The sequence below is a fragment of the Dyella marensis genome (assembly GCF_049532885.1).
Taxonomy (GTDB): Bacteria; Pseudomonadota; Gammaproteobacteria; order Xanthomonadales; family Rhodanobacteraceae; genus Dyella_D; species Dyella_D marensis.
Map to the genome: position 1 here is coordinate 3,637,507 of NZ_CP064029.1, position 15,072 is coordinate 3,652,578.

The 15,072-nt window shown below is 68.1% G+C and carries 13 protein-coding genes; 5 read left to right on the forward strand and 8 right to left on the reverse strand.

The features are described 5' to 3' along the window. Positions 1 to 34: 34 nt before the first annotated feature. From ISN75_RS15705 to ISN75_RS15715, 3 genes are read left to right on the forward strand one after another with little or no spacing between them, the layout of a single operon-like run. The gene (locus ISN75_RS15705; protein WP_343818439.1) at positions 35 to 2,422 is read left to right on the forward strand and encodes a glycosyltransferase; all 2,388 of its coding nucleotides are present in this window, start codon (positions 35 to 37) and stop codon (positions 2,420 to 2,422) included. Next, positions 2,412 to 3,482, forward strand: coding sequence for a hypothetical protein (locus ISN75_RS15710; RefSeq protein ID WP_343818438.1), 1,071 nt, complete (start codon positions 2,412 to 2,414; stop codon positions 3,480 to 3,482). The genes ISN75_RS15705 and ISN75_RS15710 overlap by 11 nt, the downstream gene beginning before the upstream one ends. Further along, positions 3,479 to 4,501: a cellulase family glycosylhydrolase gene (locus ISN75_RS15715; protein WP_343818437.1), complete on the forward strand. Its 1,023-nt coding sequence runs from the start codon at positions 3,479 to 3,481 to the stop codon at positions 4,499 to 4,501. Before ISN75_RS15710 ends, ISN75_RS15715 begins: the two co-directional genes overlap by 4 nt. Before the next feature lie 97 nt (positions 4,502 to 4,598). Here ISN75_RS15715 and ISN75_RS15720 read toward each other — a convergent pair whose 3' ends face one another. The 5 genes from ISN75_RS15720 to ISN75_RS15740 all read right to left on the reverse strand — a co-directional run bounded on the left by ISN75_RS15720 (position 4,599) and on the right by ISN75_RS15740 (position 10,820). Next, positions 4,599 to 6,026, reverse strand: a complete 1,428-nt coding sequence (locus tag ISN75_RS15720) for an XVIPCD domain-containing protein (RefSeq protein WP_343818435.1) — start codon at positions 6,024 to 6,026, stop codon at positions 4,599 to 4,601. Between the two features lie 10 nt (positions 6,027 to 6,036). Beyond that, entirely contained in the window at positions 6,037 to 6,657 is a 621-nt protein-coding gene (locus ISN75_RS15725) for a hypothetical protein (RefSeq protein WP_167253920.1), read from the reverse strand. Between the two features lie 280 nt (positions 6,658 to 6,937). Next, entirely contained in the window at positions 6,938 to 9,883 is a 2,946-nt protein-coding gene (locus tag ISN75_RS15730; RefSeq protein WP_343818432.1) for a putative bifunctional diguanylate cyclase/phosphodiesterase, read from the reverse strand. Positions 9,884 to 10,008: 125 nt separating this feature from the next. Then, the gene (locus ISN75_RS15735; protein ID WP_167253916.1) at positions 10,009 to 10,191 is read right to left on the reverse strand and encodes a hypothetical protein; all 183 of its coding nucleotides are present in this window, start codon (positions 10,189 to 10,191) and stop codon (positions 10,009 to 10,011) included. Next, a complete protein-coding gene (locus ISN75_RS15740) occupies positions 10,191 to 10,820 on the reverse strand; it encodes a TetR/AcrR family transcriptional regulator (protein ID WP_343818430.1) in 630 nt (209 codons plus the stop codon). The genes ISN75_RS15735 and ISN75_RS15740 overlap by 1 nt, the downstream gene beginning before the upstream one ends. 142 nt (positions 10,821 to 10,962) lie before the next feature. On the opposite strand from ISN75_RS15740, the gene ISN75_RS15745 reads away from it, so the two are divergent. Next, entirely contained in the window at positions 10,963 to 11,478 is a 516-nt protein-coding gene (locus tag ISN75_RS15745) for a hypothetical protein (protein WP_343818429.1), read from the forward strand. 230 nt (positions 11,479 to 11,708) lie between these two features. Next, a complete protein-coding gene (locus ISN75_RS15750) occupies positions 11,709 to 12,074 on the forward strand; it encodes a DoxX family membrane protein (protein WP_167253903.1) in 366 nt (121 codons plus the stop codon). Positions 12,075 to 12,077: 3 nt separating this feature from the next. On the opposite strand, the gene ISN75_RS15755 is transcribed toward ISN75_RS15750, so the two are convergent. From ISN75_RS15755 to ISN75_RS15765, 3 genes are all read right to left on the reverse strand, one after another. Continuing rightward, positions 12,078 to 12,881, reverse strand: a complete 804-nt coding sequence (locus ISN75_RS15755; RefSeq protein WP_343818427.1) for an SDR family oxidoreductase — start codon at positions 12,879 to 12,881, stop codon at positions 12,078 to 12,080. A 119-nt stretch (positions 12,882 to 13,000) separates the two neighbouring features. Continuing rightward, a complete protein-coding gene (locus ISN75_RS15760) occupies positions 13,001 to 14,317 on the reverse strand; it encodes a HAMP domain-containing sensor histidine kinase (RefSeq protein ID WP_343818426.1) in 1,317 nt (438 codons plus the stop codon). Continuing rightward, the gene (locus ISN75_RS15765) at positions 14,314 to 15,054 is read right to left on the reverse strand and encodes a response regulator (protein ID WP_168646919.1); all 741 of its coding nucleotides are present in this window, start codon (positions 15,052 to 15,054) and stop codon (positions 14,314 to 14,316) included. The genes ISN75_RS15760 and ISN75_RS15765 overlap by 4 nt, the downstream gene beginning before the upstream one ends. Between the last annotated feature and the right edge of the window lie 18 nt (positions 15,055 to 15,072).

Consider the following 15,072-nt stretch of genomic DNA (forward strand, 5'->3'; position numbering starts at 1 on the left):
TGCACCGCCGACGCTCCGGCAGCTTCGATACGCCATGAAGCTGCTACGTTTCCTGCGCCGGGAAGGCGCGCAATCCGTCATCGGGGCGACGGACCAGGCGGTCCTCGCCGCCACGCATTTCATTCTCGGCGCGCTGATCGCCCGCCTCGGCGGCAGCGTCGCGCTGGGCAACTTCGCGTTCGCCTATGCGCTGATCGTGATGCTGTGCATCGTGCATTCGGCCTTGATCGGCGAAACCTTCAGCCTCGGCGGCATCGTGCGCCGAGGCCTGCGCCGCTACGGTTCGCTGCCGATCGCGCTGAGCGCGCTGCTGCTCGCCGCCGGCGCGGCTACGCTGCTGGCCCTGGCGGGCTTGTGGCTGCCGCCGCTGCGCACCGCGTGCACGCCAGCGTTTTTCCTGGCGCTGATCGCCAGCAGTTGCTACTGGTCGGTCAAGCCGTATTGCTACCGCCAGTCGCGGCCCTGGCCGGTGCTGCTGTCCACGCTGATCTATGCCGGCGCCACCCTGGCGAGCATGGCAATCGGCTACGCATGGCGCGGCGATGGCTGGCAGCCGATGCAGTCCATCGCGCTGGGCGCGACGCTGGCCTCGTGGCCTTTGTGGTGTTCGCTGCGGCGGCCCGACCGGTATTTCTCCGGCCTGTTCCGCGCCAGCCTGCGCGGCATCGGCCGCTACGCGGTCTGGGCGCTGCCCGCGGCGCTGCTGATCTGGGCCTCGGGCAATGGCTATCTGTTCGTCATGCCGCTGTGGGGCGATGCTGCCCAGAACGGTGGCTTGCGCGCGGTGCTCAACCTTGTGGCGCCAGTCAATACCTTGCTCGCCGGCGCCTGCACCGCCTGGCTGCCCATGCTCGCCGCGGCGTATCGCGATGGCGACCATGCCGCGCAGCGGCGGCGCATCCATCTGGCCAGCAGCCTGCTGTTCGGCGTCAGTGCGCTCGGCAGCCTGCTCGTCGCGGGACTCAGCGACAGCCTGATCCGGCTGGTTTACGGCGACAGCTATGCCGGCTTCGCCAAGACCTTGTGCATCGCCGCGCTCTTGCCGCCGCTATGGGTAGCGGTGGCGGTGTATCGCGCCGCGCTGCGCGCCCAGGCCGACCCGCGCCGGCTGTTCCGCGTCTATGCGTGCTCGATGCTGCCGCTGGGCCTGGGCTTGATGTTCGTGCTCGCGCCGCGCGGTGCGGAGGCATCCGCATGGGGCATGGTCGCAACGCAGGCGCTGGTCCTGGCGGGCTTCATCGGCGCCTTCAACCAAAGGCCTTCGATAGCCGCACCCGATCGCGCGCATCGCCCACCGCTCCATGGTCCTGTCGACGTCATCCATGTCACCGGCTGCCTCGGCGGCGTCGAAACCTATCTGCGCCTGCTGGCCGCCCACGGCGATCCACGGCGGACAAGGCTGGCCTTCGTGCTGCCCCGAACCTGCGCGCTCGCAAAGTTCGCCCGCGCGTCAGGCATGCCGGTGACCTTGTTGCCGATGAAGCGCGCCATCGCCCCCTTGAGCGACCTACGCTGTTTATGGCGTCTGCGCCGCCTCATCCGTGAGCGCAGGCCCGACATCGTCCACCTGCACAGTTCGAAAGCCGGCCTGCTGGGCCGGCTCGCCTGCCTGGGGCTGGACAGTAAAGTCGTCTATACGCCGCACGCCTATTACTACCTCGGACAGCAGGGCTCCCGGCGGCGCCTCTACCTGATGGCCGAACGCGCGCTCGACCGCCTGTCGCGCAGCGGGGTGCTGGCGACATCGCCGTCCGAGTACCAGCGCGCCATCGCTGACATCGGCTGCACGCCGGCGCGCGTGACCTGCGTGCCCAATGCAGTGGACGCCACGACTTTGATGGTCGGGCGCAGGGTATGCACGGATCGCCGCGAGGTGCTTCTGCCCGGCCGCATCAGCGATCAGAAGAACCTGCCGATGTTCCTGCAGGTCGTGCGCGAACTGCGCCGCGACACCAAGGCCAGATGTCATCTGATCGGCGCCGGGCACTATCCCGGCGACCGCGCCAGGCTCGCCGCGATGATGCGCGATGCCGGCCTGCAGCCGTCCGACCTTCAGGTCACCGACTGGCTGCCTTACGAGACGATCGTGGCGCGCATGGCCGAAGCAGCCGTGGTCGTGCTCACCTCGACCTACGAAGGCTTCGGCTATGTGCTGGCCGAAGCCAACTGTCTGGGCATTCCGGTGGTAGGCACCGACGTCGATGGGATCCGCGACGTGATCGAGCATGGCCGCAACGGTTTCCTGGTGGCGCTGGACGACGCGCCGGCCATGGCCGCGCGCATCCGGCAGCTGCTGGAAGCTCCAGATACGTGGCACGACATGTCGCGCCATGCCCTGGACGCCGCCGCCGGACGCTTCGACATCGCACAGGCGATACCACGCTTCGATCGCTTCTACGCAAGGATCGCCCATGGCGCATGACGATCTGAACCGCCTGGTCGGACGCCTGAACCTGCTGCTGTTCTGCTTTCTCGCCGCGGCGACGCTGTCGGCGCTGATTCCCCTGGTGTGGCACGACAAGCTGTACTTCGACGGACTCACCATCATCCGCGAACGGCCCAGGCTCGAGTGGCTCGGCAACTCCTACGGGGCGGCCGCTTATGTGCTGCATCCGCTGCTGCGCGGCCTGGCTGCGCTGGGCATCCGCCTCGACGACTACGGCCTGCGCTACAGCGACGATCTGCTGCTGACCAACCTGGTCTTCGGCGCCTCGTTCTTCGCCGGCATCGCCACGTTCACCATGCGCTGGCGCCTGCGCGCCACGCCGGCGAACATGACGGTGTTCTTCGCACTGGTCGTACTGCTATCGCCGTTCTTCTTCTGCATTTCCAAGGAACTGATCCCGTTTGCGGTGATGGCGGCCTCCCTCGGCGCCTATCGTGCCGGCGTGCTCGGCCTGCGCGGCTGCGCATGGGCGTATGCGGCCGCCATGGCGGTCTGCGGGCTGTACTTCCGCATCTACTACCTCGCGTATGCGCTGATCTTCCTCTACAACTTCGCGCTATGGCGGCGCCAGCGCTGGTGGATCGCCGGCCTGATCGGCATGGGCGGCGCGCTGCTGCTGTGCTATCACCGGCTGCCGCTGGCCCTGCTCGACCAGGGCCGCGCCGGCTATCTCGAAGGCGTGTCGGCCAGCCGCATCGAATATTACTTCGACGATGGCCAGGCCTGGGGTTTCCTCGGCAATCGCATCGTCACTTTCGGCACGATGCTGCTGCCATTCAATCTGCTGCCTGTCTCGCTCGCATACACACCGTTCGTCGTGCTGCAGGCGTATCTGACGGCATGCCTGTGGCGTGCGTGGCGGCGGCCGCAGTGCGCCGTCCGTTCGCTCGCGGCGAGCGCGGTGCTGGGTTTCACCATGGTGTCGGCACTGTTCGAGCCTGATTTCGGTTCCTACTTCCGGCACAAGGTGGGCATCATGCTGTTCCTTCTGCTGCTTGCGGTCGAATTCGACTGGCGGCGGGAACGGCAGCCATGAAGTATCTGTTCTTCGCGTTGCTGCTGATCGGCGCGATGAACCGCGCGCATGCCTCCGAAACGATGGAGATCGGCGTGCAGACGCATCGCTGGCATCGCGGCCTGGCCCCGCATACCGTCGAGCGTATGATCAGGGAAGCCGGCGCCACTTCCTGGCGCGACGACGTCTATTGGTCGGCCGTGGAGCGGAAGAAAGGCATCTACGACGTACCAGCCGATCTCGATGCCGTCATTCGCGCAGCCGACGATGCACCCGCGCAGGGCCTCTGCCCCTTGATCATCGTCGACTACGGCAATCCGCTGTACGAGACCGGCGGTCTGGTGACCACGCCCGAAGCACGAAAAGGCTTTGCGGCGTATGCACGCTGGCTCGCCGGCCGGCTCAAGGGCAAGGCGTGCTACTACGAGATCTGGAACGAATGGAATATCGGCGCCGGCTCTACCGCGCAACCCCGGAGCGTGGGCAGCGTCGGCGACTATGCGGCGCTGGTCCGCGCCGCGGCGGCCGCCATCCGAGCGGCGGATCCGCGGGCCAAGGTGATCGCCGGCGGCGCGACCGACAACGATACGGCCTGGTTCGAGGCGTTCGGCCGCAGCGGCGTGCTGGACGTCATCGACGGCGTGAGCATCCATCCGTACAACTACGGCCGTCCGCTGTTTGCGCATACGCCGGAAGCCGCCATCGGCTGGGTCCAGGACATCCAGGCCCGCCTCAGCAGACAGCGGGGACGGCCGGTGACCATGTACGTCACGGAAATCGGCTGGCCTGCGCACGATGCCGGCTACGCGCCGGAGCTGGTCGCCGATTATCTGGAACGCTTCATGCGGCTGGCCCGGCGCGATCCGCACATCGGCGGCGTCTGGTGGTACGACCTGGTCAACGATGGCGATTCGGCCAGCGATCCGGAACATCGCTTCGGCCTGTTCGACCGGCAGTATCGGCCCTTGCCAGCTCTGCGCGCGTTGCGCGCCTGCTGCGGCAGGCCGCAGCCGCCGCCAGTGCAGCGCGACGAACGCTAGGTCCGTTGAGTGCCGCCCAGAAAAAAGGCGCCGGCAAGCGGCGCCTTCGGTCACTCATTTTCAAGCCGGCATCGGATTCGCCGGATCGCAGGCCGGTCTATCGCCCCTGCTGGGCCTGCGCCTGCTGGTTCTGCTGACCCTGCTGCTGATGCTGGCCCTGCTGCTCCGGCTGCGCGGCGCGGTGCTGCTGCCACTGCTGGCTGCTCTGCGCGACCGAGGTATTGACCGCCTGCGCCGTGCCCACCTCGGTGATCTGCTTGGTGGGCGAATGCAGGTCGCCCTGCACGCCGAAGGCCTTGCTCTTGTCCTCGCTCAGCACGACGTGGTTGATCTCGTTGAGGCCGTCGCGGCGCGCCTGCACCGCCACTGCCGCGGCGAGGTTGTTGCTGCTGACGTCGGGCTGGCGGCCGACCTGCGCGTCCAGGCGGTGCACGGCGTCCAGGGTCTGTCGATACAGGCCGTTGTCGGGATGCGAGGCCTGGTCGAGGCGCGTCACGCCGGGTTCCGCGCCGGAAGGCAGAGGAGCGATCGGCTGGTAGGTATGCGTGGTGGCGCTGTGCCGGAACGTGGCATCCACCGACGTGCCGGAACTGCGGTCGACATAAGGCACGGGCGTGGTGTTGCTGCCCAGGTCGATGCCGTTCTGCGCCACGATGTTCGGGCTCAGACGCAGATTCGCCATGTCCACCCGCAGCTCGTGCGCGGGCACGCCCGGCTGCGGCGGATTGTAGTGCCGCTCGAAGCGGATCGCGTCGCTGATGGCGTTGGCGCCGTAATAGTTGGCGTAGCTGGAATTGCCGTTGTGGCCCAGGCCGCCGGCACGGTCGAAGTAGTTCTGCCCCATGCCTTCGAGGTTCTTCGCCGACGTCGCCATGTGCAGGTTGGCGTCGACCTCGAGGTTGGGCTTCATCGAATAGGTCGGCGGCACGTGGCTGCGGTCCACGTCGATGAAGTCATTCATACGGAACGGCTGCTGCTTGTAGATGTCCTGCAGCGTGGGCGCCGGGCGATGGTGGTCCGCCGCATCCTTCTGCGCGGCGCTGACGATCGCATTCCAGCCGGAGATCTCCGCGCCCGCCTCGTCGCGCCGGCTGGCGGCAATGAGGTTGCCGATCGGCGCGGTGTAGTCGTGCTGGTGGCCGGGCGACTGCGCCACCGCGGTGAGCTCCTGGCCGAACCTGGCGCTGGCCTGGGCCTTCTCGGCGGCATTGAAGCCGTGCTGCAGCTCGTGGCCCAGCACGAAGGTGGCTTCGCCAGCCTGGTAGCTGCCGTGCGCTGGCGAGGTGAGCATCGTCAGCGGCAGCCGCATTTCCTTGTCCTGCGGGCTGTATTCGCCGCCCGCGTGCGGATTGTTCAGCGGCACGATGCGCTGCAGGTGTCCCGCCGCCACCGCGTCGTTGACCTCCTGGGTCAGCGCGGGCGAACCGTTGAGGGTGTTCTGCAGGTTCTGCAGCTGTTGCGCGGTGACGCCGGGCTGGTGCCCGAACGCATCCACCACCGCCTGGGCTTGTGTAGTCAAAGGCATGACGGTCTCCTTACCGTACCAGCACCATCTTCACGCAGGTCGGGCCGGAGGGCTCGCCGTTGTCGGCGTGTTCCACCTCCGGATACACCTCCACGCGCATGCCCGGACGCTCGAACGCGTCGTAGGTCCAGCGATTGTGTTCGCCGTGCGCGGAATGGCGGGCGAAGCCCATCGATTCGAGCTCCGCGGTGAAGCGGGCGAAATCCGGCTCGCAGATATCCTTGAGCGCCGCCTGGGTACCCGGCAGCGGATCGAAGTTCAGGTCCACGCGCCCTTCGCCGTCCACTTCCTGGCGCATGATGCTGAAGGCCCAGTTGCCCGGCAGGCGCTGGCCGTAGCCGAACTCCTCCGAGTCGACCTTCTTCACCGGCACGCCGAACGCGCCTTGCATGGACTCCGGGGTGATGTCCGCGACGCTCTTGCTGCCGCGGATCAGTTCCAGCGTCCGCTGCAGCGCCTGGCTCGCGCTGAGAGAGTCGGTAGCTGCCGACGTGGTCATCGCATGTTTCTCCTTGACGTGATCGTGTGGCTGGCCGGACGCGGCCAGGAGCGGGCCGGCGCCCAGCATACCGATGGCGGCGAACAGCATGAACCGGCCCGCGGCCGGTGTGCGCGAAGCTGCATGATGCATGCGAGATCCTTGTCCGCTTCGTGTCTTTGGCACATCCAGTCCCTGTGCTGCCCCGTGCTTCGTCGTGGTCGCCCGCGTGGCCGCGGCGCGCCTGTCCCTGACGTTCGATGAATCAGTTTGCCAACCCGAATGTGCGCGTCAGGTTAAGGCGCCGCGCCGGCGAAAACTGCGGACCAGCGCACTGTTGCTTCCCCGCCGCGAGGCCGGGGGAAAGTACTCGCGGCCCTGGTGGCCTTCAAGTAGACCGAATGGCCAGGGGTGCAGGCGCCTGGCGCCCCGCCTACTCCGCCCTTGCCCTGGCCGGCGTCCACTGCGCCAGGAAATCCGCGAGCCGCTCCGGCCGGCCCAGGTAGAAACCCTGCGCGCCATCGCAGCCATGGCGATAAAGCCATTGGTATTGCGCGGGCCGCTCGATGCCTTCGGCGATCACGCGGATGCCCAGGCTTTTGCCCAGCGCGATGATGGCATCGCAGATCGTCGCCGAGCGCGCGTCGCTGTCGACGCCGCGGATAAAGGCCTGATCGATCTTGAGCATGTCGATCGGCAGGTCGTGCAGATAGGAAAGGCTGGAAAAGCCCGTGCCGAAATCGTCCAGCGCCACCGCCACGCCATCGGCGCGCAGCTGCCGCATCACTTCGATGGCCTTGTCGCGGTGCTCGATCAGGCAGGTCTCGGTAAGCTCGATATGGATGGCGTGGTCGGCCAGCTCGTAGGCCGCGCGCACCGCGCGCAGGTTGGCGACCAGATCGCTGCCGCGCAGCTCCGCGGGCGAGATGTTCACGCCGATCGGCAGGTCGTCGAAACCGGCCTCCTTCAATTGCAGGCTGGCCTTGGCCACCTGGCTGAGCACCCAGCGTCCCAGCGGCACGATCAGGCCGGACTCCTCGCACACCGGAATGAAGGTGGACGGCGGTATCAGCGAACCGTCGGCCTGCGGCCAGCGCATCAGCGCTTCCAGGCCGATCAGGCGCTGGTCGGGAAAACCGGTGATCGGCTGGAAATACATTTCGAACTCGTGGCGCCGCACCGCGCGCCGCAGGCTGGCCGAGAATTGCATGCGCTCCTTCGACTGCTGCGCCAGCGCCGGCTCGAAGTAATGCACCGAACGGTGGCTGCGCACATGCGCATGCGCGGCCAGCGCGGCGCGCGCGAACAGCACGTCGCCCTGGCCGCCGTCCTTGGGGTAGCTGGCGACGCCGAGCACGATCTCCATCTGGTGCTGGGTTTCCTCGAAATACAGCGGATCCGCGGCGCACTGCACCACCGCCTGCAGCGCGGCCTCGCTCATGCGCTCGCGCGGCGCGACCCAGGCGAATGCTTCGTCGTTCACCGCCGCCAGGAAACCATCGCCGCCCACCCGCTGCACCAGCCGCGCGGTCATCGCGCGCAGCACACCGGCGGCGACGTTGATGCCGAAGGTATCGGCCACCGCATCCATGCCCAGCAATTGAACATAGGTGACACCGAACGGCTGGCCTTCGGCGGCCAGCTCGTCCAGCTTCGCCAGCAAGGCATGCTGGTTCGGCAGTTTCGTCACCGGATCGTGCGAAGCGCGATACGCCAGCTCGCGTTCGCCCGCCAGCTGCTGGCCGACGTCTTCGGCCAGCACCAGCCGCGCCGGCACGCCGTTGAAGACGATGTCGGCGGCATGGATGCGCACTTCGATCGCCCGGCCCTGCCTGGTTCGATGCGTCCACACTTTCGGCGCGCCGCGCGCGTCACCGGACGCCAGGTACGCCACCAGACCGGGGCTCTCGCCAGGATCGCGCAGATCGAAAATGGTCATCGCGAGAAACTCCTCGCGCGTATAGCCATAAACCTGCACCGCCGCGGCGTTCACCTCGAGAATGCGCAGCGACTCGGCATCGAACACCCAGAACGGCAACGGATTGCGGTCGAACAGCGAATGGAAGCGCTGCTCGCTCTCGGCCTGGCGCCGGTGCGCTTGCGCCTGTTCGGTGACGTCGACCACGGTGCCGGTCATGAACCGTGCGCCGTCCTGGCCGACCACCACCTTGCCGCCCGCGGAGAGGCTGCGCTCGCTGCCGTCGGCGGTACGGATGCGGAATTCGGCGCGCAGGTTGTCCTGGTTCCTCCATGCGGCGCCGGCCTGGGCGATCAGCGGCGCACGATCTTGCGGATGCACCATGGCCAGGAATGCCCGCACGCTCGCCGCCTTGCTCCCGCCGGGCAGGCCGAAGATCTCGCCCTCTTCGTCGGTGCAGGCCAGCCGGCCCTGCTGGAACGTCCAGATCGCCGTGCGGCCCACGCGCTGCGCGGTGTGCAGTTCCTGCGTCTTGGCCTGCAGGTGCTCGATGTAATAGCGCTGCACCTTGCCGGAGCGATAGATCACGCCCAGCAGGCTGGCAAAGGCGAACAGATAGAACAGATAGAAGGCGGTGGCCGCGATTACCTGCCGGCGCCACGGCGCCAGCGCCTTCTGGTAGGTGATGCCGGCGACGACCTTGAATGGATACGGCTCGATGGCCGTGGTGGCCCGCAACGGCAGCGGCCCTTGCCAGCCGAACAGATGGCGCACCCACCATGGCGACACCAATGCGTTGGCATCCGCGGCGGCGGCCCTGGCATCGCCGCCCTGCACGATCGCGCGGCCCTGCGCATCTTCGAGCGCGAAGAAGATGTCGTTCGCATGCGGCACGTTCACCACCGCGCGCTCCAGCGCGGCGACCTGCATGTCCGCCACGATCCGCCGATGCTCGTCGAACGGCGCCGCGACGTACATCACTTCGCCGCCGGCCGTCTTCTCCACGGGGCCGAAGCATGGCGCGCCCACGGTGCGCAGCTCGCCCATGCCACAGGAGGCCCATACGGTGCCGGTCGATACCTCCGGCACCGTGCCCGACGAGGCCGAGGCCGCCGCATCCACCACGTCGATGTGCAGGATCTGCGGCTGCCGCCGCATGATCTCCGCCACCATGCCCTTGAGCAGCACCTCGCTCTGCTCCGGCGCCACGCTGTGCAGCCGGTTCGATTCCTCGGCGATGAAGGTCAGCGAATTGGCGCTGAAGCGCAGCGGCATGCGTACCGCCTGCGACACGTGCGCAGCCACTTCGTGCGTGCGGTGGCTGCTCTCGCCCAGCTGGGCGCGCAAATCCGAGCGCAGGCCGCTCATCAGCACGGCGAACAGCAGCACGGCCGTGAGGCTGCCGAACACGAAGATGCTCAACAGGGATGGCCCTTTCGGCGGACCGCTCGTCGTCGCCATGACCTGCCTGCTTCCTCCCCCTGACGCCGTATGCGCGGATCGGCCCGGTGGCCAGGGACCGCGGCGCGCATCCTGCGCACGCGCAAGCCCCATGGCATGAGGCGACGATAACGCGAGCGCTGCGCTCAGGCCATAGGGCAGCCCCGCCCGGCGTGCTTGTGCAGCATCTTCCGTGACGCGACGCTCACATGGTTGCGCAGCGCGTGGCGCTGGCGTTGCAGGTCCCGTTGGCGGCAGCAGGGTTCGATGGCGCGCGGACGGCAGGGGCCGCCGATGCGCTCGCCAAGCTCGTCCAGCTGCATCGGCATCAGCGCCTCGCCGCCGGATAGAGCCGCAGAAAATCCGCGGCGGCCTGGCCGCCCCGCTGTTCGCATTCCTTCGCCTTGGGCGCCTCGCGCAGGCGCAGCAGCAGGCTGATCATCAGGTCGCCCCAGAGCAGCGCAAGATAGCGGGCGCTCATCTCGCGCGGATCGCCGGCGGCCAGCATGCCGGATGCTTGCGCCTGGGCGACGAGGTCGTGCACCGCGATGCGGATCGAAGCGCGGGCGGTATCGAGTGTTGCCGCCACTTCGGGCGCGCGCTGCGCCTCGGTGATGGCGAGACGGAAGACCGCCATCACGCCAGGCTGCGTCACTTCGCGCAGCACGGTGGCGCCGAGCTTCGCCAGCATGGCGGCCAGCTCTTCGCGATGGAGCGGCGCTGGCAAGCCGGTCGGCAACCGCATGCGCTCCGCGCGGTCGGCGACGCAGGCGGCGAGCATCGCCTGCTTGCTGCCGAACAGCGCATACAGCTCGCGCTTGGAGACCTGGGCGCGCGTGGCGATCTTCAAGGTGCTGACCTCGGTGTAGCCCAGCTCCATGAAGCTTTCCATGGCGGCGTGCAGTATCCGCTCGCGCACCGGCGCTGGACCGGCTTCGACGCTGGCTGGCTTCTTCACGTAAAGATCCTTGCATTGGTACCCTCCAGTACCGTAGCATGAGTTTCACCGGTACCACCCGGTACCAAATGGAGCCGCGGCGCTTTCCACGCCCGCGGCGTTTCCGGCATAGACCCAAGCCACCACCCGATGGGGGGCCGACATGTTGCCTGCCGCTATCTTTCTGACGCAGATGATCCTTGGCTACGTTGCCTGGCTGCTCTGCTTCCGCGCTTATCTCTGGCCCTGGCTGCGCTCGATGGAGCGCATCGATGCGCTCCGCGCCATCGCCACCTTGCACAGCTTCCGCTTCTTCGGCCTGGTATTCATCATGCCCGGCGTCGTCGGTCCGCATCTGCCGGCAAGCTTCGCCGGCTTCGCGGCCTATGCGGATCTGGCCACTGGCGTACTGGCCCTGCTGGCCCTGATGACGGTGCGCATGCGCCCGATGTTCTGGACCTGCGTGGTGGCCTTCAACGCGGTCGGCATGGCCGACCTGCTGCTGGACTACTACCACGCCGTGCAGGCGGGCCTTCCCGCCACGGCGGGCGAGCTGGGCGCCGCGTATGCGATCCCGGTGATCTACGTGCCGCTGCTGATGATCACCCACGTCGCCGCGTTCTATCTGCTGCTGCGCGCACCCGCCCCGCAGGCATCGGTGCGCGCGGCTGCCGCCTGAGGCGCCGCAAGCCGGCCGTCATCGAATCGCCAGGGCGAACGCCTTCGCCGCCCGCAGGTCGGTGAACCGGCGCGAGCATCGTGAGCGAGGAATGGCCAGCGCTGAAGCCGCGGCTGGCCGCGCAGCTCGAAGGAGCGGGATAGCGCCGCGCCGATTCAGCAAGATCGGGACCGCACCGCGCTTGCGCCTTGCGGACACTTTGGATCCATCGGCGATCCAAGGCGTCCCGCATGCTTGCACTTCCATGGCTGGCCTCTTTCGGCTACGTCCTGCTCGGCCTGTACTACGCCGTGAACGGCGCGCTGCATTTCCGCCACTTTGCCGGCCTGTCCGCCACCTTGTCCGCGCGCCGCATTCCCTGCGCAAACGCCACGCTCGCCATCGGCTCGATCTTCCAGCTCATCGCCGGAACGATGCTCGCGCTGCAGTTTCAGTTGCGCCTCGCCGCACTGGGCCTGGCCGCATTCACCGTGCTGGCCTCGCTGATGATGCTGGACTTCCGGCGCGCCGAAGGCGCGGCGCGCGAAGCGGCGATCCGCGCCTGGCAGGCCAATCTGGCGCTGACAGGCGCGTTGCTGGCGATCGCACGGGCCTGAAGCTCAATCCACCGCGCGCAGGTAGCGCACCGCCGGCTGCGCACGCGAGAGTTGCGGCAGCAGCTTTTCGCGGGCGCCTTCGTAGGCGGCCCAGTCGCCCAGTTCCGGCAGCGCCGGAATGGTGAACACCTCGCCCTGGTCGAAGCCGGCCAATGAGGCATCGACCATCGCCTCCGCCGTCATCACGATGGCCGGCGGCAATTCGCTCACGGGCTTGCCGGAGTCCGCCCAGAATTCCGTCGCCGTCGCACCCGGCAGCACCGCCTGCACGCGAATGCCTTGCGCGGCGAGTTCGTGTTGCAGCGAGCGGGTGAACGCGAGCACGTAGGCCTTGGTGGCGCCGTACACGCCGTTGAGCAGCTCCGGCGCAATGGCCACCACCGAAGCGATATTGATCACCGCCCCCTGCCCGCGCTCGACGAAACCCGGCACCGCCGCATAGGTGAGACGCGTAAGCGCGCCGATATTCAGCTCGATCATCTGCGTCATGCGCGCCACATCCGATTCCAGCAGCGGCGACACCGCTCCCATGCCTGCGTTGTTCACCAGCATCGAGATGCTGCGATCGGTGCGCAGCAGTTGCTCCACGCCGGCAACGCCGGCCGGATCGCCGAGATCGGCGGGAAACACCTGGATCGAGCGGCCGGTTTCGTCGGTGAGGCGGCGGGCCAGTTCGTCCAGGCGCTGCCGGTTGCGCGCCACCAGGATCAGGTCGTGGCCGCGGCGGGCCAGGCGGTCGGCGTAGATGGCGCCGATACCGGTGGAGGCACCGGTGATCAGGGCGGTGCCGTGTGCGTGGGTGCTCATGTCGATGCTCCGCATGCGCCAGCGGGATGCCGGGCAGATGCGGACTTTGTATGCCTGGCGGGTCTCGACTTAAATGTCGAAGATGCCACCTTTTATGACATGCCCCACGCCACGCCAATTCAAGGCAGCTTGACCGTCGCCACCAGGCCACCGCCCTCGCGGTTGGCAAGTTTCAGCGCACCTCCGATCGCCAATGCCAACTGCGCGGCAATCGCCAGGCCCAGGCCCGCGCCGCCGGTGTCGCGGTTGCGCGAAGCCTCCAGCCGGTAGAACGGCTGCAGCACCTGTTCGAGTTCGTCTTCCGGGATGCCCGGCCCGCGATCGGCCACCGCGATGCACAAGGCGCCGCCCGCGTCGCGCCACGACGACACTTCGGCCGAGCCGCCGTACTTGATCGCGTTGTCGACCAGGTTGCCCAGCACGCGCTGCAGCGCCTGCCGGCGCACCATCGCGGTGCCGCCGGCCACGCTCTCCAGCGTCACCGGCTTGCCGATGTCCTGGTAGTCGAACACCAGGCTCTCCAGGAACGCATCCATATCCAGCCGCACCGGCGTCTCCGCGCCGCCGTGCGCGCTGCGTGCATAGGCCACGCCTTCGCGCACCAGGTGCTCCATCGCCTTCAGGTCGCCCAGCAGCTTGTCGCGCTCCTCGCCGTCGGCCAGCCCTTCGGCGCGCAGGCGCATGCGGGTGATCGGCGTCTGCAGGTCGTGCGAGATCGAGGCGAGGATGTGCAGGCGCTCCTTCAGATGCCGCGCGATGCGCTCCTGCATGGTGTTGAAGGCGACCGCGGCCTGCGCCACTTCGGTGGGGCCGTCCTCATGCAGGCGCGGACCGTCGGCGGTCGGCGTCATCGCCTCCGCCGCCTCGGCCAGCCGGCTGAGCGGGCGCGTCGCCAGCCGCACCGCCAGCCACGCGCACAGCAGCACCGTCGCCAGCTGCAGCACCAGCACCAGCGGCAGCCAGGGCTGCACCGGCTTGAGCGCGGGCGTGACTTCCAGCGTGAGCGGCGTGCCATCGCCCAGGGTGAAGTGCACCTGGTAGCGTTCCGGCACCTTGGAAATCGCCTCGGCATGCACGCGGTACGCGGGGCCGACTTCGTTGGCGATGCGCTGCGACAACTCGCGCGAGCGCTGGGAAATCAGCGGAAAACCCGGCTTGCCCGCGTCCAGCAGGTAACGGTAGTTGTCGCGCTCCAGCCGCCCCAGCCAATCGGCGCGCTCCGCCGCCGGCAGGCGATTGAGCACGGCGACCGAGGTGGCCACGTCGTGCTCCACCGTATTGAGCATGACCGCGGTTGCGCTTTCGAAGCGCTCGTAGAACGCCAAGGCCAAGGACAACCCGGTCGCCAGCGCCAACCCGACGACGATGATCAGATACAGCCGCGACGCCATGCTGCGCGGCAGCCAGCGCGGCGTGCGTGCGGCTTGCGCGCTCATGCGCCCTCGCCCGGCACGGTCACCGGCATGCTGAACACATAGCCTTCGCTGCGCACCGTCTTGATGTAGGCCTGGTCCTTGGCATTGTCGGAAAGCCGCGTGCGCAGGCGGCTGACCAGCAGGTCGATCGAGCGGTCGAACAGCTCCGCGTCGCGCCCCTGGGTGAGGTTGAGCAGCTGGTCGCGCGACAGCACGCGCTGCGGATGGTCGAGGAACACGCGCAGCAGGCGGAACTCGGCGCCGCTGAGCGGCACGATGGTGCCGTGCTCGTCGAGCAGGTGGCGCGCAGTGGTGTCCAGCCGCCAGCGGCCGAACGCCAGCTCGCTGGCCGCCTCGGTCACGCGCAGGTTGGGCGGCAGCATGCGCGTGCGGCGGATCACCGCCTTGATCCGCGCCAGCAGTTCGCGCGGCGCGAACGGCTTGGTCACGTAGTCGTCCGCGCCCATCTCCAGGCCGACGATGCGGTCGGTCTCGTCGTCGCGCGCGGTGAGCAGCACCACCGGCAGCGCGCGGTGCTTGCCGCCGCGCAGCGTGCGGCACAGCACCAGGCCGTCGTCGCCCGGCATCATGATGTCCAGCACCACCAGGTCGAAGGCCGAGCCGTCGAGCTGGGCGAACATGTCGCGCCCGTCCACCGCCGCGCTGGCGCGCAGGCCGTTCTTGCGCAGGTAGTCCACCACGCCGTTGCGGATCTCGCGGTCGTCGTCCACGACCAGGATGTTGTCGATGTGGTCCATACCTTGCCCCGTTGCGGC

Excerpts from the sequence above, each read along its gene's own strand:
- ISN75_RS15705 (WP_343818439.1), top strand. The coding sequence starts at position 35 with ATGAAGCTGCTACGTTTCCTGCGCCGGGAAGGCGCGCAATCCGTCATC.
- ISN75_RS15715 (WP_343818437.1), top strand. The coding sequence starts at position 3,479 with ATGAAGTATCTGTTCTTCGCGTTGCTGCTGATCGGCGCGATGAACCGC.
- ISN75_RS15710 (WP_343818438.1), top strand. The coding sequence starts at position 2,412 with ATGGCGCATGACGATCTGAACCGCCTGGTCGGACGCCTGAACCTGCTG.
- ISN75_RS15735 (WP_167253916.1), bottom strand. The coding sequence starts at position 10,191 with ATGCCGATGCAGCTGGACGAGCTTGGCGAGCGCATCGGCGGCCCCTGC.
- ISN75_RS15755 (WP_343818427.1), bottom strand. The coding sequence starts at position 12,881 with ATGAGCACCCACGCACACGGCACCGCCCTGATCACCGGTGCCTCCACC.
- ISN75_RS15745 (WP_343818429.1), top strand. The coding sequence starts at position 10,963 with ATGTTGCCTGCCGCTATCTTTCTGACGCAGATGATCCTTGGCTACGTT.
- ISN75_RS15760 (WP_343818426.1), bottom strand. The coding sequence starts at position 14,317 with ATGAGCGCGCAAGCCGCACGCACGCCGCGCTGGCTGCCGCGCAGCATG.
- ISN75_RS15725 (WP_167253920.1), bottom strand. The coding sequence starts at position 6,657 with ATGCATCATGCAGCTTCGCGCACACCGGCCGCGGGCCGGTTCATGCTG.
- ISN75_RS15720 (WP_343818435.1), bottom strand. The coding sequence starts at position 6,026 with ATGCCTTTGACTACACAAGCCCAGGCGGTGGTGGATGCGTTCGGGCAC.
- ISN75_RS15750 (WP_167253903.1), top strand. The coding sequence starts at position 11,709 with ATGCTTGCACTTCCATGGCTGGCCTCTTTCGGCTACGTCCTGCTCGGC.
- ISN75_RS15730 (WP_343818432.1), bottom strand. The coding sequence starts at position 9,883 with ATGGCGACGACGAGCGGTCCGCCGAAAGGGCCATCCCTGTTGAGCATC.
- ISN75_RS15765 (WP_168646919.1), bottom strand. The coding sequence starts at position 15,054 with ATGGACCACATCGACAACATCCTGGTCGTGGACGACGACCGCGAGATC.